Here is a 17382-nt window from a genome sequence, read left to right on the forward strand (position 1 = left end):
CATGCAACGGGTCAGCCATCACCTCCTGCTCTGCGCAACCGCGACAAAAGCCAAATGCTGCGATTCGGCGCTTGGGGCACAAACCTGGAATGAACTGAAAAGCGTTGTTCGCGAACTGAATCTCGAAAACACGGAACGCCCAGAGGGAATTGTTCTGCGCAGCAAAGCCGATTGCCTCAGGGTGTGCGAACGAGGGCCGATTCTTCTGGTCTGGCCAGACGGAATTTGGTACGCCGATGTTTCACCCGATCGCGTCAAAAGAATCATCGAACAACACATCATCGGCCAACAACCCGTTGAAGAGTGGATTCTCAAAAGAACACCATTCGAGACAACCACTGGCGCCCCTTCAGGCGAAATTTGATCCCAAATCAATCCAGCAAAGCATTAGCGAGAGGCTCAATTTGCACCCAAGAGAAGGAACTCTGAGCAAAAGGAACTTGAAATCCAGCCGGAATTCCAAACAACGAAATCCGAACAATTGCTATTGAGCTCTTGAGCACCATGCGCCCACAGGTCGCAGCCCAGGCAATTATGATGAAAACCTTAAGCGCCAACAGATGAGCGCTTGTCTTGAGGCTTCCATTTGGCATTTGCAACTGCGACCCGACCCGCAAATCCAGCCCCTGAAGACAGCGCTGAATCAACCCTCTACCCGAGCAAAGCTGAGCTGCTCAGCGTCTTGCCAGCAGAGCTCTCCAAGCTGAGCCCAGCGAAGTCCTGGGCGAGCTTGACCATGTCTGCTGGGCTTTCGCTTCTGGCCGTCGGCCTGGGAACCCTGATCCCGCTCTCGGCAGCCGCCACCCCCCTCTGGCTCCTCTACGGCGTGATCACCGGCACCATCGCGATGGGCTGCTGGGTGATCGCCCATGAATGCGGCCATCACGCCTTCCACCCCAACCGCCGGATTGAAGGCGTTGTGGGCTTTGTTCTGCACAGCATTTTGCTGGTGCCGTATTACAGCTGGGCCCACAGCCATGCGGTGCACCACGCCCACTGCAATCACCTGGAACAGGGAGAAACCCATGTTCCGCCGCGGGCAACGTCACCGATGGGACGAACCACCGAACAGCTCAAGCAGAGGTTGAATCCCACCGTCTTCGGGATCATTTCTCTGTTCAATCACCTCGTGATTGGCTGGCAGCTTTATCTCTTCCTGGGCGCCACCGGCGGCGAGGACTACGACTCCCCCACCTCTCATTTCTGGAATCGCAATCGCAATTTCAACGGCAAGCGCCGCCTTTTCCCGCAGTCTTTCGGCAAGTGGATGCTGCGATCCAACCTGGGATTGCTCGCCATGGTTGCCTTCTTGATCATCGCCTCAGTGCAGTTTTCCCTGCTCCGTGTGCTGTGCATCTACGGCCTGCCCTACCTGATGATCAACATGTGGCTGACCACCTACACCTGGCTGCAGCACACCAACACCGATATCCCTCACTTCTCCAACGAAACCTGGACGTGGTCGAAGGGAGCCCTGCAAACGGTTGATCGGCCCTACGGGCCCATCCTCAACCTGCTGCACCATGGAATCGGTTCAACCCACGTGTGCCATCACGTGAATTCATCGATTCCGCACTACAACGCCTGGCGTGGAACTCAACTGCTAAAGCAGAGATTTCCTGAGCTGGTGCGCTACGACTCAACACCGATCCACAAAGCGCTGTGGAGGATTGCCACCCGCTGTGGTGGCGCTGTGTACCAGAACCCAAGCGATCGGGCCTTCTACTACTGAAGCGATAGGGCCCCACAACATGTGGGGATCACGGCTTAACCAGCAACAACGTCCCTGAGCCAGGCCGCCGCCAGCTGGTCGCCCCAGCATCCGTCGCGGCCATGGAAGCCGTTGTGCCCTCCCCGTGGCGTGAACAAGGTGCGAATCGCAGCCTCCGGAGGCAGCGCCTCTGCGAGACCCATTGCAGAGGAAGCAGGAACCCAAGGATCATCCAGGGCCTGCAGCAGCAAGGTGGGCGGCATCGCTTTACAGGCGGGCACCAGATGCTGCAGGGGTGAAGCCTCGCGGTAGTAGGCCTCCACATCAGCAAACCCCCAGCGGGGAGCCGTCACGGCACTGTCGAATTCACGAATCGAACGAGGGGGCGTCGCCTGCAGCTGGGCTTCCTCGTCGGCGCTCACCCCAAAGGGATCTGCCAGGGTCTGACGCACCAACCGCTTGAGCAGCCAGCGTTGGTAGACCCGATTGCGCGGTCGCTCGATCGAGGCGCTGCAGGCCGCCAGATCCAGGGGACTGCTGGCACAGAAGAGGCCATCAAGCACACCGGGGGAAGCCAGCGCGGCATTGAGCAGCATCGTGCCGCCCAGGGAGATGCCTGCCCCCAGCAGTGGGCGACCCGCCGCCAAGCTTCGGGCCCGAGCAATCACCGGCAGCAGATCGCTGTTGCAGCGTGCTGCATACGTGCCACCCGCAAGGTGGCGGCCTGGATCAGCACCGCGCAGGTTGAGGCGCAGCACTGCAAAACCGGCGACCTGGAGCGCCACACCCATCCGCCTCAGGCCTTCCCGGGAACTGGATCCACCCAGCCCATGGAGCAGCAAAACCAAGCCCTTGGGGTCCCCTTCCGGCAGATCGAGCAAGGCCAGCAACGACCCGGCAGCCGCCGCTCCACTGGGCAGGGCTGGCACGGGAATTTCAATCGGAACCCCTTGATCGTGGGGGAGATCCACCTCGCGCAGGGTGTCGCGCAGGGTTTGCAGATCACCGCCAATCCAGGGCCAGCGCTGCTCAAACGACGGAACCCCCAGCCGCTCCCGCAGCTGGGGGTTATCCACGCCGCGGGCCATCACTTCTTGCCCAGTCCCAGATCCTTGAGTTCCACCAGGAGATCGCCGAGCACCTTCTTGGCATCGCCGAACAGCATCGAGGTGTTGGCCAGCTCGAACAGATCGTTCTTGATGCCGGAGTAGCCAGCGCTCATGCCCCGTTTCACCACGAACACCGTGCGGGCGTCCTGCACATCCAGAACGGGCATGCCGTAGAGAGGCGAATTGGGGTCGTTCTTGGCCTGGGGATTGACCACATCATTGGCACCCAGCACCAACACCACGTCGGTGGCAGGGAACTCGGGATTGATCTGATCCATCTCCTGCAGCTGCTCGTAGGGCACATCGGCCTCAGCCAGGAGCACGTTCATGTGACCCGGCATACGACCGGCCACCGGGTGAATGGCATAGGCCACATCGATACCAGCGCTCTCCAGCACCCGAGTCACTTCCCTAAGCGTGTGTTGCGCCTGAGCCACGGCCAAGCCATAGCCCGGAACAATCACCACCCGTTCAGCAGCCTCAAGGGTGAGAGCGCACTCCTCAACACTGCAGCTGGTGATGTTGGTGTATTCACCGCCGCCACCGCCTGCGGCGGTCGTGGCACCCAGGGCGCCACCGAACAGCACAGACACCAGGGAACGGTTCATGCCGTTGCACATCACCTGGGTGAGGATCAGGCCAGCAGCACCAACCATGGCGCCGGCCACGATCAGCAACTGGCTGCCCACCACGAAACCGGCAGCAGCGGCAGCCACACCGGAATAGCTGTTCAGCAGGGAGATCACCACGGGCATGTCGGCGCCGCCGATCGGCAGCGTCACCCCGATTCCCAGCAGGCCGGAGGCCACCACCAGCAGCCAGAGGCCAGTGCTCGAATCAGCGTTGCGCAGCATCTCAACGGCACCCACAAGGGATGCCACCGCCATCGCAATGTTCACGGCGTGGCGCGCCTTGCTCTGCATCCAAGCCGGCGTGGACAGCCAACCCTGCAGCTTGGCCATGGCCACGATCGAGCCGGTGAAGGTGATCGCTCCCACGAACACGGAGACAACGATCGACACCACGGCCACAGGGCCTGCCGCATCGAGGGCCGCCGGGTAAAGAGCAGCAGCCAGAGCCACCAGCAGTGACGACATGCCACCGCAGCCGTTGAAGAGGGCGACCGTCTCCGGCATGGAGGTCATCGGCACCCGCTGGGCGGTGATGGCGCCGAGCACACCACCCACCAACGTTCCGGCGATGATCCAGGTCCAGGCGGCGATGCTGATGCCGCTGGTGCCGAGGTAGTTGATCAGCAGACCCAGCACCGCAAGGCCCATGGCCACAGCGGCCAGCTGGTTGGCGCCCCTGGCGGAACGCACCTTGGAGAGACCTTTGATGCCGAGGGCCAGCAGCAGAACCGCAACCAGCTCGATCGCGTATTTGAGAAGGTCAGACATCAGCGGTTCTCCTTGCGAGCAGGCTTGCGGCTGAACATGGCCAGCATGCGATCGGTCACGAGGAAGCCCCCGATCACGTTGAACAGGGCAAAGCCCAGCGAGACGGAACCGAGCAGCAGCAGCACGGTGTTGTCGCCGGCTTTGATGATGGCGGTGAGTGCTGCCAACACGGTGATGCCCGAGATGGCATTGGCACCACTCATCAAGGGAGTGTGCAGGGTGGGGGGAACCTTGCCGATCAGCTCCAGCCCAAGCAGGCTGCCAAGCAGGAGAACCCAGAGGAATTCAACAAACATCAGTTGGCACCTGGGGTAAGGACATCGCCACGATGGATGGTGCCGTCCTGGGCGATCAGACAGCCGGCGATCAGTTCATCCTCGGGATCAAGGCTGAGGACGCCGTCCTTCAAGATGGGCTCCAGCAGAGCCACGAGGTTGCGGGCGTAGAGCGCACTGGCGTGATTGGGAACGCTGCAGGGCAGGTCGTTACCACCGATCAGCTTCACACCCTTGCGATCCACGGTCTTGCCAGGAACGGTGTCGGCACAGTTGCCGCCCTGGGCCACGGCCAGATCCACCACCACCGCGCCGGGGCGCATCCGATCGAGCATGTCTTCGCTGATCAGACGCGGAGCGCGGCGGCCGGGCACCTGGGCGGTGCAGATGGCCACGTCGGCCTCCGCCAGCTGATCGGACAGCTGCTGACGCTGGGCCGCCAGGAAGGCATCGGAGGCCTGTTTGGCATAGCCACCGGATTCCGAAGGCTTGTCCTCCATTTCGGGGGGCTCAATGAAACGGGCGCCGAGGGATTCCACCTGCTCCTTCACCGCAGGTCTGATGTCACTGACGTACACGACAGCACCCAGACGGCGCGCCGTGGCCACGGCCTGAAGGCCGGCCACACCGGCTCCAAGAATCACCACCTTGGCCGGCTGAACGGTGCCCGCCGCCGTCATCAGCATCGGGAAATAACGGTCCAGCGCGGCGGAGGCCAGCAGCACCGACTTGTAGCCCGCGATGTTGGCCTGGGAGGAGAGCGCATCGGCGGACTGCGCCCGGCTGATCCGGGGCAACAGCTCGAGCGCCATGGCTGAAAGGCCGCTGCGCTTCAGGGCGGCCGTCAGCTCTTCGTTGGCGTAGGGGGAAAGAAGACCGACCACCAGCGCTCCCTGGCGCAAGCTGGCCAGGGTGGCTGCGCTCGGCGATTGAACACAGAGGAGAACGTCGGCCTGACCCCAGGCCGACGTGTCTCCTTTCTCAATGAGATCTGCGCCCTGCTCGGCGTAGGCCTCATCGAGGTATCCGGAGGGAGTACCGGCTCCGCATTCGACTGCGACGCTGCAGCCCAACGAAACGAATTTTTTGACCGTGTCCGGCGTTGCCGCGACACGGGTTTCTCCCGGTGTCGACTCCACCGGTATCAGAAGTCTGGGCAAGGCGAACACAACCACCGACCCAAGCGAGGTTACGAGGTCGCCTTCTCGCGATCAGGAACCTTCCTGAAGAAAGACCCTCAGTTCTGTTGCTCTTGCTACGTGAAGTGCACCCTCTGTGCTCCCCATGGGTCTCAGCGCAATCGAGTGTCCCGACGGCCTCTGCCACAGCCACCACGGTGGCCATGCCGTTGAACGGGAAACCATGCAGTCCACCCTCCAGTTGCACGGCAAAGACTGGTGCGAACGGCTGGCGGAGCGGATTTATGAAATCTCCGTCGACACCTTTTCGCAAAGCGTGATGCCGAGCCTGCACACGGCCGGCTGGCAGCGACGCCATCTCGACTGGGAGTTCAAGCTCAACGACGGTGAGAGCGAGCCCGATCGCACCCTGGTGGACGGGATGATCAACGCCACGGAAAGCTTCCTGCGCAGCAGCGAGGTGCACCGCCTGTTCATCCAGGAACTCGTGCAGGGCACCTTCGCGGAGGCCGAAAACGACGACCTGCGCATTCAAGCGGTGCGCACCTTGGTGGAGACCGAAATCGTGGCGATGCTTGAGGAGCACAAAGAGGAGCTGCTGGATCGGCTCGCTCAGCAGCTGCTGGACACCGCCAAGGGGGATTTCACGGCAGCTCGCTCCGCCTCGGAGGAGGCCTTGAAGGAAGTGGAGCACCTGGTGGTCAACCACGCCGAAGCGCTCTGAAGCAGGCGCTCTAAAGCAAGCGCTGATGATCCAAAACGTGCTGCCGGTCAGACGATCGGCAGCACTTCCTGTTCGAGGCCGGCGGCCCCGTTCACCTCTCCGCGGCGGTGCAGAACCCGGGCCCGAAGAATCAACGGATCGATATCGCATTCGAGTTGCCAGCAGCCATCGAGCTGGTCGCGCTGCTGATCGAGGGGGCTGCTGAAGAAACGACGTTCGGCCATGGCGATGGGCGGGACCCGATCCCGATGGAGCTGATGGCCGGACGGTAGAGATGCCACGGCGCAAAGGAATGGTTAAAAAGACTCATCTTCCCGGGAGGTGATATCTCAGCCGTCAGCTTCAACCTCCCGGCCAGGCAAACCACGAACGAGGCCCAGGCACGCCAGGTGCAACCAAGGCAGTGGCAGCAACAGCTGATTCAGCTGCTGCGGCGCAGGCTCGAGCTTGAGGGCAGCAGCCGCGACCTGCTGGTGTTTGCCGGCCCCGGGGCAGGCAAAACCCTCGGAGCGTTGCTGGGATTCCGCGCCATGCGTGATCAAGGCCGGCTGGACCATTTCCTGGCCTTCTGCCACCGGACCTCAATCCTCAATCAGTGGAAATCTGCCGCGGCGCGTCTTGGCTTGCGGCTGGAGGAGTGGCCCTGCCCGCCGGAGCAAAGCCAGGACGCCGATGGCTTGTTGGTGACCTATCAGGGGGCCGGTCGCCAGCGCGAGGCTCTGGGGGAACGGCTCAAGCAATGGGGCCTGAGCGCCTGCATGGCGATCGCCGATGAGGCCCATCATCTCGGCGTTGATCCCGACGAACCGGATGCCACCGCCTGGGGGCAGACCTTTCTGGAGCTGACCGGCAGCGTGCGGCTGCGCCTGGGGCTCACGGGCACCCCCTTTCGTGCCGACAACCTGGCGTTCTGCGCCGCCAGGCGCATGCGGGTGCGGCTCGATGACGGCGGTTGGGTTGAGCAGATCCGACCGGATCTCTGCGTTGAACCCAGGGACTTGATCGCCGCAGGGGATGTGCGCCCCCTGGAGTTCCGTTTTCAGGACGGCTGGGTGGAACACAGCCGCGAAGGCCAACCCGACCGCGACGTTTCCCCCCTCTCGGCGGAGCAACGGGAAAGCTGGCGCGCGCGAAACCTGCGTCGCGCCATTCGCCTGGCTGACAGCAGCAGCATTGGTCAGCAGGTGCTGCTGTGCGCCCAGCAGAAACTGAACAAGTTGCGTGAGCGACAACCGCAGGCTGCTGGTCTTGTGATCGCCCGCGACATCAGCCACGCCGAAGCCATCAGCCGGGTGTTGATGGACGACGGCAACCGGGTGGAGTTGATCCATTCCCAGAGCCCCCAAGCAACGGAGCGCTTGAACGCCTTCCAAAGCGGTGACGCCGATTGGCTGGTGAGCATCGACATGTGCGCGGAGGGCTTTGATGCGCCACGTCTACGGGTGGTGGCCTACCTGACCACCGTGGTGACCCGGAGCCGGTTTGTGCAGGGCATCACCCGGGCTGTGCGGATGACACCTGAACTGGCCGCCCGTGAAGCCGTTCCCAGGGAAGCATCCTACGTGTTTGCTCCAGCAGACCCACTGCTGATGGACTACGCCCGCTCATGGTCGGTGGCCGAGCCCTACGTGCTGCGGCCTCAGGAGCAGGAGGCCGAAGACGAGCAGCCGGGGGTTGGCGCCTGGCGCGGACCGAGCCTTCCCCTGGAAGCGGTGGAGGACGGAGCCGGCGCTGTGATCCGGCTGAAAACGCCCGAATTACCCGCTTTTTTGCAGCGCTGAGCACAGCATTGGCCAGAGGAAAATGCGAATTTGTGCAAATGGAGGGCTGAAAGGGCCCCCCGATCCGCCAACCTGATCAACATCGAGGAGACAGTCATGGACGCTGCAATGGAACGCCGGATCGTCGTTGCAACGGGCTGGGCATCCACGCGCATCGCAGTCCTGGACAAGGAAGAGCGCTATGAAGACAGTTATGCGATAACGCAAGAATTCTGCGAATGGATCACATGCATCGGCGAAAACGTGGAGATGCTTGAGGCCAATGTTTTGGCAGCTCCGCGCAACCCGTGCAAACGGCGTCCAATTCACGACCCCAGCTCCAACGACTCACAAGTTGAAATCTGAAGTTTTTCTTAAATTCTTCTAAATCTCATTCATTTTTTCCCAAGCCTTTGCTCACGTCGGCTTCCAGCAGGGCTTTAGATTTAACTCATAGTCAGTTCGCTTAATCGGTGGGTCAAGCCGGTACAGATCACATCGAAAACCTGGTCATCGTTGGGTCAGGGCCAGCCGGGTACACAGCCGCCATCTACGCAGCACGGGCCAACCTGCAACCGCTGCTTATCACTGGGTTCCAGCGCGGTGGCATCCCCGGTGGCCAGCTGATGACCACCACCCATGTGGAGAATTTTCCGGGCTTCCCTGATGGCGTGCTCGGGCCCGACCTGATGGACCTGATGAAGTCCCAGGCGGTGCGTTGGGGCACCCACCTGCTGGAAGCAGATGCGGACAGCATTGATCTCAGCTCCAAGCCCTACCGCATTGAGGTCGAGGGACAGACCATCCGCACCCACGCCCTGGTGATCGCGACCGGCGCCAGTGCCAACCGCCTCCAACTTCCCTCTGAGGAAACCTTCTGGAGCAAAGGCATCAGTGCCTGTGCGATCTGTGACGGCGCCACACCGCAGTTCCGCAATGAGGAACTCGCCGTGGTGGGCGGCGGCGACTCCGCCTGCGAGGAGGCGGTGTACCTCACCAAGTACGGAAGCCATGTGCATCTGGTGGTGCGCTCCGACAAGCTCCGCGCCAGTGCCGCGATGGCTGATCGGGTGTTGGCCAACGACGCGATCACGGTGCACTGGAACAGCGAAATCGAGGACGTGAGCGGGGACGACTGGATGCAGTCGATGACCCTGCGCAATCGCATCGAGGCCAGTTCATCCACCATCGCCGTTAAGGGGCTCTTCTATGCCATCGGCCACACCCCCAACACCGATCTGCTTAAGGGGCAAATCGATCTGAACGACAAGGGTTACCTGACAACGCAACCCGGACGACCGGAAACGTCCATGGAAGGCGTTTTCGCGGCCGGCGATGTGGCCGATGCCGAATGGCGACAGGGCATCACCGCAGCTGGCAGCGGCTGCAAGGCGGCCTTGGCAGCGGAGCGCTGGCTGAGTCACCACAACCTGGCCACCCGGGTGCAGCGTGAGCAGGTGGAGCCGGCGGTGGCCGAACGCCCGGTGAATGTGGATGTCACCACGGAAGCCACCTACGACCCCCAAGGGCTTTGGCAGAAAGGGAGCTTTGCCCTGCGCAAGCTGTATCACGACAGCGCCAAGCCGCTGCTGGTGATTTACACCTCACCGAGTTGTGGACCTTGCCACGTGCTGAAACCCCAGTTGCAACGAGTGATTGAAGAACTGGATGGATCCGCCCAAGCCGTTGTGATCGACATCGAAGCCGATCAGGAGATCGCTGAACAGGCCGGAGTGAACGGCACACCCACGGTGCAGCTGTTCCACAACAAGGCCATGGTGAAGCAGTGGCGCGGCGTGAAGCAGCGCAGTGAATTCAAAGCTGCGATTGAAGCTTGCCTTCAGGCTGCTGCCTGAGGGCGACAGCCCTCAGCGGCGGCGCGGTCCGCCGGGGCGGTTGCCGCCGGGACGACCGCCGGGAGCACCGGCATTGCGCTCGCGGTAGGTGATGCGGCCGCGGGTGAGGTCGTAGGGGCTGATCTCCACCAGCACCTTGTCACCAGCGAGCAATTTGATCCGGAACTTGGTGAGCTTTCCAGCGGCTCTGCAGAGGCATTGGTGGCCAGCAGGCTGCTCGAGGGTGACCAGATAGAACCCGTTGCCCTGTTCCTTCTCGATCACTCCCGAGGTTTCGATCATGCGCTGGTGGCCAGTTCTGTCTTGCTGCAGCCAGTTTAGAAGGCCACTTGCACCCCGCAGAGACAACACAGCCCTTAGGCTCCAACGCCGACACACATCCCCCTGCCGTGATTCTCCCCCCGTTGAGCCTGGATCTCGGCCTGCTGTTGATCTCCATTGGCGTGGTCAACCTGTGGAGGATGCGCGAAAACGCAAGCTGACTTGACGACGCTGCTGCTGAACAAGCCCTACGGGGTTTTGAGTCAATTCACGCCGGAGGAAGGAAGCCGCTGGCGTTGCCTGAGCGACTTTGTTGATGTGCCCCAGGTGTATGCCGCGGGCCGGCTCGATGCCGACAGCGAGGGGCTGCTGATCCTCACCAGCAACGGCCGTCTCCAACAGCGCCTCACCGACCCTCGCTTTGGCCATTGGCGCAGCTACTGGGCGCAGGTGGAAGGAACTCCCAACACCACTCAACTGCAACAGCTCTGCGATGGGGTTGTGGTCCAGGGGCGCCGGACCTTGCCGGCGAAGGCGCGCTGGCTTCAGGGCCAAGACCAACCGACGTTGCCCGAACGAACACCTCCGATTCGTTATCGAGCTGCGATTCCCGCCAGTTGGTTGCTGCTGTCCCTCACCGAGGGGCGCAACCGGCAGGTGCGCCGGATGACGGCGGCCGTTGGCCTGCCGACGCTGCGTCTGGTGCGCTGCTGCATCGATCTGATGGACAACGGTCCCCCGCTGGACCTCACGGGCCTTCACCCCGGCAGTTGGCGTGCGGTGACTGCAGCTGAACAGGAACGGCTCAACCGCCTGATCAGCAGCAGCTCGAGCGCTGGTGCTCAGCGGGGAGGACATCGGCGGGGAGGGCACCGACGAGGGTGACCGCCCGGAATTCAATGCCCTCCACCACACGCCAGGGCTGCTCACTGCGATCGGCGTAGCGAACCTGCTCAAAGCCAAGAGCTTCGAAGGCCTCCAGGAAGGCCTGTTCCTGCCATGCGCCGCTGATGCAGCCACTCCAGAGATCAGGGTCCTGCTGCAAACGCAGGGGCACCACCTGATCGCAGACAATGTCGCTGATGGCAACGCGACCACCAGGGGCCAGGACCCGGCGAATGTTGGCCAGGAGCCTGTCGCGTGCCGATGGGTTCACCAGGTTGAGCACACAGTTGCTCAGCACCACATCGATCGAACCGTCTGCGATCAGGGGTTCACCTGTGGCCGTGGGGGCATCCAGGGCTTCGATGGCCCCATCAACAAAACGGACGTTGTCGAAGCCAACGGCTGAAGCAACAACCGGGATCGCTTGACGCGACAAGGCCAGCATGTCGGCGTTGCGGTCCACACCGGTCACGCGGCCGGATGCCCCGACAATTTGGCTGCAGATGAAGGCGTTTTTGCCGCTGCCGCTGCCCAGGTCCAGCACGCGGTCCCCCTGCTTCACCCAGCGGGTGGGGTCACCACAGCCGTAATCCCGCTCAACAACAGCATCAGGAATCACCTTGAGCAGGGCAGGGTCGAAGCCGACCGGGGTGCAAAGGCAGGCTTCCTGCTCTTGGGCAGCAGCCCCGTAGCGAGCTTCCACCGCCTGTGTTTGATCCAGCGACTGGGGCACTGGGGACGAACAACACGATTCCGCCATCAGCCGATCGCCTCTTGCAGCTCACGCACCACATTCCACTGGCCGTACCAGTAGTTGGCTTCAGCCCGTCGGTCGGGGTCCTCCACACCATCCACCGCATCGGGGCCCACCGACTTCCACAGCTCATGGCCGCAGACGCGGTTGAGGCCTTGTTCCGCCTCATCCGACAACAACTGCAGACGCCGCTGCAGATTTTTGAGCTGAGCGACAGCCATCAGAACAGGATCAATTGAGGCGATAGTACAAAAGAACCAAGAGGGATCAAGGTTCAGAAAGGCAGCTTTTTCTTCGCGTCCTTATCGAGATCGGCTTCCATCTCGCGCAGGCGCTTCAGGATCGTGTCGTAGTACTCACCGATGTAGCCCTCCATGTCCGTGGTCTCCGAGGCCTCAAGACCGAAGGCGGCATAGCTGTTCTGCATGGGGGCATCCAGGGTCTGACCACTGCCGGTGACCTCAGCAAAAGCCAAGCGCTCCGCCACATTGACGGCGGGTTCAAAGAAGGACGCAACCCCCTGCATCAGGTTCATCAGGACGGGCTGCACACGAAACACGCGGGCTGTCTTGCCGCTGCAGCGTTCACAGAGCTGCACCAGTTCGCCGGTGTTCCAGGCCTTGGGGCCAACAACGGGGTAGGTGCCACGCACGGTTTCGTCCCGCTCGAGCGCCGCAACGGCGAAGCGGGCCATGTCCTGGGTGTTCATGTAGGCGATGGCCGTGGGGCTGCCACTGACCCACACCGTCTGGCTCTCCAGAACAGGAATGGCGAACTGACTGATCACCCCCTGCATGAAGGCGGCACCCTGCAGGATCGTGTAGTCGAAATCCGAGGACTCCAGCAGCTTCTCCGTGCAGGCCTTGATGTCCATCAAGGGAACATCGCGGTGCTGATGGGCGCCCAGCAGTGAGAGGAAGACAAAACGCTTCACCTCTGCCCGCTCACAGGCACGAAGCAGATTGAGCTTTCCGTCCCAATCCGTTTCGTAGATGCTGCGGGGGTCGTTGGGACGACTGGTGGATGCATCGATCACGGCATCCATGCCCTCGAGGGCGTAATCGAGGCTGTCGGGCTCCAACAGGTCACCCCGGGTCAGCTCACAACCCCATTCCTGCAGAAAGGCAGCCTTGCGGGGGGTCCGCACCATGCAACGCACTTGGTGGCCGGCGTCAAGGGCACTACGGGCGATCTGTCGTCCCAGGGTGCCGGTGCCACCCACCACAAGCACTTGCATCGGAGCCTTCCTCACGAGGGGTGGAGCCTAATGGCCCCGGTACCAAAGCGACTGCTTCAGTCGTCGCCCTGGAGTTTCAGCAGCAGAGCACCACCAGCGAGGCCGACGGGAATCAAGACCCAGAAGATCGCAGCAGTTCCAAAAATCTCAGCAGCCATGGTCTGGGCAAAGCGATCACCCGCCCATTTAAATCCCTTCCCCCCGCAGGCTGGCGCAGATCTGTAACAGCTGCGGTAATTCCGCATCTGTTCGCACCTGGCCCGGCATGACGCCACTGGCACTGGCGCGATAACCCGCCGCCTGGAGCGCTTGCACCAATGGCTCAACAGCTGGTGGGCCGCCGATGCCCAGCCGTCGGGCCAACTCATCGGTGGGCCAGACCGTGGGGCGATCGCCGGGATCCGCCTGCAGGCGCTGCATCAACCGAATGGTGGCGGGGCTGATCTGTTGACGCCCCAGCTGTTGAGCCTCGGCAATCAGCTGCTGCAACAACTGTGGCTCCTGCAAGGGACCGATCCACAGCGGGCCGCTGATGCTCCAGCGCCCCTGCCCAGCCGCGCATTCACAGGCGGACCAGCCGCTGAGCTTGAGCAGAGGCTGTACCCGCTGGGCACCGCAGCGTCCGCAACGGGCCACCAGCCCCAGCTTCTGTTCATCGCCCGCGGGGATCTGGCGCCGCAGGCGCAGGGCGAGGCGAAAGGTGCGGCCTTCACTGAAGCTGAACAGTGGCTGCAGTCCGCGGCCCAGCATCCAGGCCTGCCGCGCCACCAGCCCAATCTGCTGCCGCAGGGCCATTTCCCAGCTGGAGGGATGGGCGCGAGCGGCAGCCCCAAGGCTGCGGATGGCGCCTGGCCGGTCGTGGCCGGTGGGGGAGCGACCATCCGTGGCGGCCAGAAACAACAGGCCGTCAAAGCGCAGAGCCTGAAGGGCCGGCTGAATTAGAGGCCCAGGAGCACCAAAGGCATCAAGATCGATGAAATCGAACCAGTGGCGCTCAACAATCGAGCGGTGCAGCAGCAGGTCTGCAGCCTCAGCCGTGAGCCGGATTGAACACCCCAGCCCCGCCGCATTGGCCTGGATCAGCGGCAGCCGGTCGGGATCCCCATCGTTGATCCAGAGCTCCGTTTCAACGGCCGGGCTGGCCAGCGCCTCCAACCCCCAGCGCAGGGCCCTAATCCCGCAACCGGCCATCAGATCCAGCCAGCGCAGGGGGCGCGTGGCATGGAGGCTCTGGTGACGGGCCAGCAACACCGAAAGGTCCCGGGCCGGACGCGACTCAGGCCTGAAAAAGCCTGGGCCAAGGCTGAGCTCAGCCAAACCTTCGCGATAGTGATGATCGGTTGAGGTCAGAAGGGTGCCGCCTGCTGCTGTCCAGACTGCCGAGTGGGGTGTCCAGAGCACCTGGCAGTGGAGGGGCTGGCCCTGCCACTGGCGGGTCAGCGGCCCTGAAGGGGGCCCTGCCCTGCTGCTGCTGCACGGGTTCGGCGCCGCCAGCGGACACTGGCGCCACTGCGCGCCGCGCCTGGCTGACCAGGGCTGGCGGGTTTACAGCCTGGATCTGCTGGGTTTCGGCCAATCCGCCCAGCCGGCGCGGCCGATGGACAACCGGCTCTGGGCCCTGCAGGTGTGCGCATTCCTCGATCAGGTGGTGCAAGAGCCAGCAGTGGTGATCGGCAATTCCCTGGGGGGTCTGACCGCACTCACCGCGGCGGTGCTGGCGCCGAAACGGGTGCGGGCGGTGGTCGCCGCGCCCCTACCGGACCCTGCCCTGATTCAACCGTTGCCGAAACGACGGGCGCCCTGGCGGCGGCGTTGGCAGCGGCGCCTGCTCGCCCTAGTGCTGCACGTGCTCCCGCTTGAACTTGTGGTGCCCTTGATCGCGCGCACGGGCCTGCTCAAAACCGGACTTCAGGGGGCCTACTGGCAGTCAATCCAATCCGACCCGGAGCTGCTGCAGCTGATCGCCCGTCCTGCCCGGCGCCCCACAGCAGCCCGGGCCCTGCGGGGCATGAGCCTGGGCATGGCCAACCGTCCCCGAGGCGCCACCGCCCCCGCCCTGCTCGAGCAACTGCGGGTGCCCATGCTGCTGATCTGGGGCCGTCAGGATCGGTTTGTGCCCCTGGCCATCGGGGAATCCGTGGCCGCCAGCCACCCAGAACTCGAGCTGAGGGTGCTGGATCGCTGCGGACACTGCCCCCATGACGAAGCGCCTGATCGCTTCCTAGCTGTGTTGTTGCCCTGGCTGGACCGTAACTTGGGAGGACCAGACCGGCAGGGGACGACCAGCGGCGATGAAACACACCCTTTCGGTGGTGGTTGAAGACGAATCCGGCGCACTCAGCCGGATCGCAGGACTCTTCGCCCGACGCGGCTTCAACATCGACAGCCTGGCTGTCGGCCCAGCAGAGGCCGAAGGGCAATCGCGCCTGACGATGGTTGTTGAGGGCGACGACCAGACGCTCCAGCAGATGACCAAACAGCTAGACAAGCTGGTGAACGTGCTTCAGGTGCTCGACCTGACCCAGCGCCCCGCCGTGGAGCGTGAGCTGATGCTGCTCAAAGTTTCAGCACCGGCAGCATCCCGGGGCGCCGTGATCGAACTTGTTCAGGTGTTCAGGGCCAAGGTTGTGGACGTGGCCGATGAAGCCTTGACCCTGGAAGTAGTGGGGGATCCCGGAAAGCTGGTGGCCCTTGAACGGTTGATGGCCCCCTTCGGCATTCTTGAAATCGCCCGCACCGGCAAGGTGGCCCTGGAGCGGGCATCAGGCGTGAACACCGAAATGCTCAAGGTGTCACCCAGCCACAGCCGGGTGCCCGCCTGAGTTACTGCGTTATCACAGCCTTGGTGATGCGATCTCCTTGCTGGATCGCATCCACCACCTCCATGCCGTCCACCACACGGCCGAAGACGGCGTAACGACCGTCGAGTTCCGGTAAGGGGCGCAAGGCCACATAGAACTGGGCGCTGGCGGAGTCAGGAGCCTGGGAGCGGGCCATGGCCACCGCGCCACGCTCATGGGTCAACTCCAGGCCATCAAGTTCTGCCGGATTGGTGCTCACCCTGCTGTAGCGGGGCTGCGGCTCGGATCGGAACTTGATCTCAAGCGGGATCATCCGCGCCTGGCCGTTGTCGGGATCCAAAAAACTGCCGGTACCGAGCTGCCCCAGGGGAACCGATCGATCACTGGATTGCGGATCGCCCCCCTGAACAACAAAGGGAACGGGCTCGCGAACAACGCGGTGGAACATGGTGCCGTCGTAGGTGCCGCGCCGCACCAGATCGATGAAATTGCCGGAGGTGAGGGGAGCGGCATCGCCGTTCACTTCAATCGTGAACTCGCCCTGGCTCGTCTGCATGGTGACGGTGGCCAGGCCCTGCAGGCAGGCCGCCTGAGCATCGGCACAACCGGTCACCACCGAAGCGCGCGGGGAAGGGCTGCAACTCACCAACAACGGGATGAGCAGCAACAGCGTCCAGGAACGAAGACGACGCATCGGATCAAAGACCCTCAAGGTTGACGCCCAGGAAGCGGGCCAGTTCAGCACCGTCCTTCTCCAACTGAGCCAGAGGAAGCGGTTCACCAACGCGGGTGAGCGGCATGTCACGGCGTCCCTGGATTCTCAGGGCGACGCGGCGGCGCGCATTGAAGCCATCGCGCACCTCCACCTTCACCGCCTTGACGTCTTTAAGCGGAATTTCCACCAGAACGGGTTTGCGGAAACCACGACGGCTGATGGTCACCACGCCGGCATCTTTATCGAAGCGATTGCTGCCGCCGCCAACGTTCACGGCAATCACGTACCAGAGGTAAGTGGCCAGCAACGCCGCAGCCAGGCTGTACAAGCCCATCACCAGTCCCTGGGGCACGAACACCAGCGCAGCGGGGTGCCCCAAGGGGAGCAGGTCGCGACCGAGGTAGCTCGAGAGCGAAGCCAGAAGGAAGCCCACGCCCCCAATCGTGACGGCCGAAGCCACCAGAAAATTCGAGAGACGACGGGAGCCGAGCACGGGTTGCTCGAGCACTGCTGCGGACATGACCCAGCCAGAACGAAGCGCCATTGTGACCGCAGAAAGGCCCCGACGACGAAATAGGAAAAAATCCCTAAGAAACAGAGCGATACAGGGCGTTTCAGCTCACGCAAATCAGCCCCGCAGGTCGCGTGAAGATTGTTAAGGTCGCGGCGTATCCCACAGCCTGCGGCTTTCCGCACCGTTCACCTCTCATGACGATCGCTGTAGGACGCGCGCCACAGCGGGGATGGTTTGACGT

Annotated in this window: 23 protein-coding genes; 9 read left to right on the forward strand and 14 right to left on the reverse strand. The window is 62.9% G+C overall.

Translation table 11 applies throughout. The annotated features are described in order from the left end of the window. Position 1: 1 nt before the first annotated feature. A complete protein-coding gene (locus tag DXY33_RS12760) occupies positions 2–364 on the forward strand; it encodes a ferredoxin (RefSeq protein ID WP_115132927.1) in 363 nt (120 codons plus the stop codon). Between the two features lie 7 nt (positions 365–371). On the opposite strand, the gene DXY33_RS12540 is transcribed toward DXY33_RS12760, so the two are convergent. Then, entirely contained in the window at positions 372–557 is a 186-nt protein-coding gene (locus DXY33_RS12540) for a hypothetical protein (protein WP_170951040.1), read from the reverse strand. Between the two features lie 29 nt (positions 558–586). Here DXY33_RS12540 and DXY33_RS11080 point away from each other — a divergent pair, with 29 nt between their 5' ends. Beyond that, positions 587–1732: a fatty acid desaturase gene (locus DXY33_RS11080; RefSeq protein ID WP_115132928.1), complete on the forward strand. Its 1146-nt coding sequence runs from the start codon at positions 587–589 to the stop codon at positions 1730–1732. 35 nt (positions 1733–1767) lie between these two features. On the opposite strand, the gene DXY33_RS11085 is transcribed toward DXY33_RS11080, so the two are convergent. The 4 genes from DXY33_RS11085 to DXY33_RS11100 are packed head-to-tail and all read right to left on the reverse strand — an operon-like array spanning position 1768 to position 5655. Beyond that, positions 1768–2799: an alpha/beta fold hydrolase gene (locus DXY33_RS11085; protein WP_170951041.1), complete on the reverse strand. Its 1032-nt coding sequence runs from the start codon at positions 2797–2799 to the stop codon at positions 1768–1770. After that, positions 2799–4220: an NAD(P)(+) transhydrogenase (Re/Si-specific) subunit beta gene (locus tag DXY33_RS11090; RefSeq protein WP_115132929.1), complete on the reverse strand. Its 1422-nt coding sequence runs from the start codon at positions 4218–4220 to the stop codon at positions 2799–2801. Before DXY33_RS11090 ends, DXY33_RS11085 begins: the two co-directional genes overlap by 1 nt. After that, positions 4220–4516, reverse strand: coding sequence for an NAD(P) transhydrogenase subunit alpha (locus DXY33_RS11095; protein WP_011364925.1), 297 nt, complete (start codon positions 4514–4516; stop codon positions 4220–4222). The genes DXY33_RS11090 and DXY33_RS11095 overlap by 1 nt, the downstream gene beginning before the upstream one ends. Then, on the reverse strand, positions 4516–5655 hold the full coding sequence (locus tag DXY33_RS11100; protein ID WP_244276042.1) for a Re/Si-specific NAD(P)(+) transhydrogenase subunit alpha: 1140 nt from the start codon (positions 5653–5655) through the stop codon (positions 4516–4518). The genes DXY33_RS11095 and DXY33_RS11100 overlap by 1 nt, the downstream gene beginning before the upstream one ends. A gap of 124 nt (positions 5656–5779) precedes the next feature. Here DXY33_RS11100 and DXY33_RS11105 point away from each other — a divergent pair, with 124 nt between their 5' ends. Beyond that, the gene (locus DXY33_RS11105) at positions 5780–6358 is read left to right on the forward strand and encodes an EF-1 guanine nucleotide exchange domain-containing protein (protein WP_115008613.1); all 579 of its coding nucleotides are present in this window, start codon (positions 5780–5782) and stop codon (positions 6356–6358) included. 47 nt (positions 6359–6405) lie between these two features. Here the strand turns inward: DXY33_RS11105 and DXY33_RS12060 are convergent, their stop codons facing one another. Then, complete coding sequence (locus DXY33_RS12060; protein ID WP_136975462.1) at positions 6406–6639, reverse strand: hypothetical protein; 234 nt, start codon at positions 6637–6639, stop codon at positions 6406–6408. Positions 6640–6747: 108 nt separating this feature from the next. Here DXY33_RS12060 and DXY33_RS11110 point away from each other — a divergent pair, with 108 nt between their 5' ends. The 3 genes from DXY33_RS11110 (at position 6748) to trxB (ending at position 9974) form a co-directional block, all read left to right on the forward strand. Further along, a complete protein-coding gene (locus DXY33_RS11110; RefSeq protein WP_115132930.1) occupies positions 6748–8139 on the forward strand; it encodes a DEAD/DEAH box helicase in 1392 nt (463 codons plus the stop codon). 96 nt (positions 8140–8235) lie between these two features. Continuing rightward, a complete protein-coding gene (locus tag DXY33_RS11115) occupies positions 8236–8484 on the forward strand; it encodes a hypothetical protein (protein ID WP_244276044.1) in 249 nt (82 codons plus the stop codon). A 107-nt stretch (positions 8485–8591) separates the two neighbouring features. After that, complete coding sequence (trxB, locus tag DXY33_RS11120; RefSeq protein WP_115132932.1) at positions 8592–9974, forward strand: thioredoxin-disulfide reductase; 1383 nt, start codon at positions 8592–8594, stop codon at positions 9972–9974. 12 nt (positions 9975–9986) lie between these two features. Here the strand turns inward: trxB and infA are convergent, their stop codons facing one another. Beyond that, the gene (infA, locus tag DXY33_RS11125; RefSeq protein ID WP_006041809.1) at positions 9987–10256 is read right to left on the reverse strand and encodes a translation initiation factor IF-1; all 270 of its coding nucleotides are present in this window, start codon (positions 10254–10256) and stop codon (positions 9987–9989) included. A gap of 201 nt (positions 10257–10457) precedes the next feature. On the opposite strand from infA, the gene DXY33_RS11130 reads away from it, so the two are divergent. Next, entirely contained in the window at positions 10458–11120 is a 663-nt protein-coding gene (locus DXY33_RS11130; protein ID WP_244276046.1) for a pseudouridine synthase, read from the forward strand. Here DXY33_RS11130 and DXY33_RS11135 read toward each other — a convergent pair. From DXY33_RS11135 to DXY33_RS11155, 5 genes are read right to left on the reverse strand one after another with little or no spacing between them, the layout of a single operon-like run. Beyond that, positions 11053–11880, reverse strand: a complete 828-nt coding sequence (locus DXY33_RS11135; RefSeq protein WP_115132934.1) for a methyltransferase domain-containing protein — start codon at positions 11878–11880, stop codon at positions 11053–11055. The two genes, DXY33_RS11130 and DXY33_RS11135, sit on opposite strands and share 68 nt — an antisense overlap. Next, on the reverse strand, positions 11880–12095 hold the full coding sequence (locus tag DXY33_RS11140; RefSeq protein ID WP_114988609.1) for a hypothetical protein: 216 nt from the start codon (positions 12093–12095) through the stop codon (positions 11880–11882). Before DXY33_RS11140 ends, DXY33_RS11135 begins: the two co-directional genes overlap by 1 nt. Positions 12096–12148: 53 nt before the next feature. Next, the gene (locus tag DXY33_RS11145) at positions 12149–13111 is read right to left on the reverse strand and encodes an NAD(P)H-binding protein (protein WP_115132935.1); all 963 of its coding nucleotides are present in this window, start codon (positions 13109–13111) and stop codon (positions 12149–12151) included. 56 nt (positions 13112–13167) lie between these two features. Further along, a complete protein-coding gene (gene petM, locus DXY33_RS11150; RefSeq protein ID WP_011364936.1) occupies positions 13168–13269 on the reverse strand; it encodes a cytochrome b6-f complex subunit PetM in 102 nt (33 codons plus the stop codon). A gap of 28 nt (positions 13270–13297) precedes the next feature. After that, positions 13298–14428 carry a N2,N2-dimethylguanosine tRNA methyltransferase gene (locus DXY33_RS11155; protein ID WP_115132951.1) on the reverse strand — a complete coding sequence of 377 codons (1131 nt, stop codon included), beginning with the start codon at positions 14426–14428 and terminating at the stop codon, positions 13298–13300. A gap of 37 nt (positions 14429–14465) precedes the next feature. On the opposite strand from DXY33_RS11155, the gene DXY33_RS11160 reads away from it, so the two are divergent. Together DXY33_RS11160 and ilvN are read left to right on the forward strand one after the other, a co-directional pair. Next, entirely contained in the window at positions 14466–15431 is a 966-nt protein-coding gene (locus DXY33_RS11160; protein ID WP_115132936.1) for an alpha/beta fold hydrolase, read from the forward strand. Then, on the forward strand, positions 15403–15933 hold the full coding sequence (gene ilvN, locus DXY33_RS11165) for an acetolactate synthase small subunit (protein ID WP_115132937.1): 531 nt from the start codon (positions 15403–15405) through the stop codon (positions 15931–15933). The genes DXY33_RS11160 and ilvN overlap by 29 nt, the downstream gene beginning before the upstream one ends. Position 15934: 1 nt before the next feature. On the opposite strand, the gene DXY33_RS11170 is transcribed toward ilvN, so the two are convergent. Continuing rightward, positions 15935–16606, reverse strand: coding sequence for a peptidylprolyl isomerase (locus DXY33_RS11170; protein ID WP_115132938.1), 672 nt, complete (start codon positions 16604–16606; stop codon positions 15935–15937). A gap of 4 nt (positions 16607–16610) precedes the next feature. Beyond that, complete coding sequence (locus DXY33_RS11175; protein ID WP_115009215.1) at positions 16611–17147, reverse strand: photosystem I assembly protein Ycf4; 537 nt, start codon at positions 17145–17147, stop codon at positions 16611–16613. Between the last annotated feature and the right edge of the window lie 235 nt (positions 17148–17382).

It is taken from the genome of Synechococcus sp. N26 (genome assembly GCF_900473975.1).
In the GTDB taxonomy this organism is placed as follows: domain Bacteria; phylum Cyanobacteriota; class Cyanobacteriia; order PCC-6307; family Cyanobiaceae; genus Parasynechococcus.

Bases quoted from the DNA above. Each gene is read 5' to 3' on its own strand.
- DXY33_RS11175 (WP_115009215.1), bottom strand. From the start codon at position 17,147: ATGTCCGCAGCAGTGCTCGAGCAACCCGTGCTCGGCTCCCGTCGTCTC.
- DXY33_RS12760 (WP_115132927.1), top strand. From the start codon at position 2: ATGCAACGGGTCAGCCATCACCTCCTGCTCTGCGCAACCGCGACAAAA.
- DXY33_RS11170 (WP_115132938.1), bottom strand. From the start codon at position 16,606: ATGCGTCGTCTTCGTTCCTGGACGCTGTTGCTGCTCATCCCGTTGTTG.
- petM (WP_011364936.1), bottom strand. From the start codon at position 13,269: ATGGCTGCTGAGATTTTTGGAACTGCTGCGATCTTCTGGGTCTTGATT.
- DXY33_RS11140 (WP_114988609.1), bottom strand. From the start codon at position 12,095: ATGGCTGTCGCTCAGCTCAAAAATCTGCAGCGGCGTCTGCAGTTGTTG.
- infA (WP_006041809.1), bottom strand. From the start codon at position 10,256: ATGATCGAAACCTCGGGAGTGATCGAGAAGGAACAGGGCAACGGGTTC.
- DXY33_RS11085 (WP_170951041.1), bottom strand. From the start codon at position 2,799: ATGGCCCGCGGCGTGGATAACCCCCAGCTGCGGGAGCGGCTGGGGGTT.
- DXY33_RS11090 (WP_115132929.1), bottom strand. From the start codon at position 4,220: ATGTCTGACCTTCTCAAATACGCGATCGAGCTGGTTGCGGTTCTGCTG.
- DXY33_RS11105 (WP_115008613.1), top strand. From the start codon at position 5,780: ATGGGTCTCAGCGCAATCGAGTGTCCCGACGGCCTCTGCCACAGCCAC.
- DXY33_RS11115 (WP_244276044.1), top strand. From the start codon at position 8,236: ATGGACGCTGCAATGGAACGCCGGATCGTCGTTGCAACGGGCTGGGCA.
- DXY33_RS11135 (WP_115132934.1), bottom strand. From the start codon at position 11,880: ATGGCGGAATCGTGTTGTTCGTCCCCAGTGCCCCAGTCGCTGGATCAA.
- DXY33_RS11145 (WP_115132935.1), bottom strand. From the start codon at position 13,111: ATGCAAGTGCTTGTGGTGGGTGGCACCGGCACCCTGGGACGACAGATC.
- ilvN (WP_115132937.1), top strand. From the start codon at position 15,403: ATGAAACACACCCTTTCGGTGGTGGTTGAAGACGAATCCGGCGCACTC.
- DXY33_RS11095 (WP_011364925.1), bottom strand. From the start codon at position 4,516: ATGTTTGTTGAATTCCTCTGGGTTCTCCTGCTTGGCAGCCTGCTTGGG.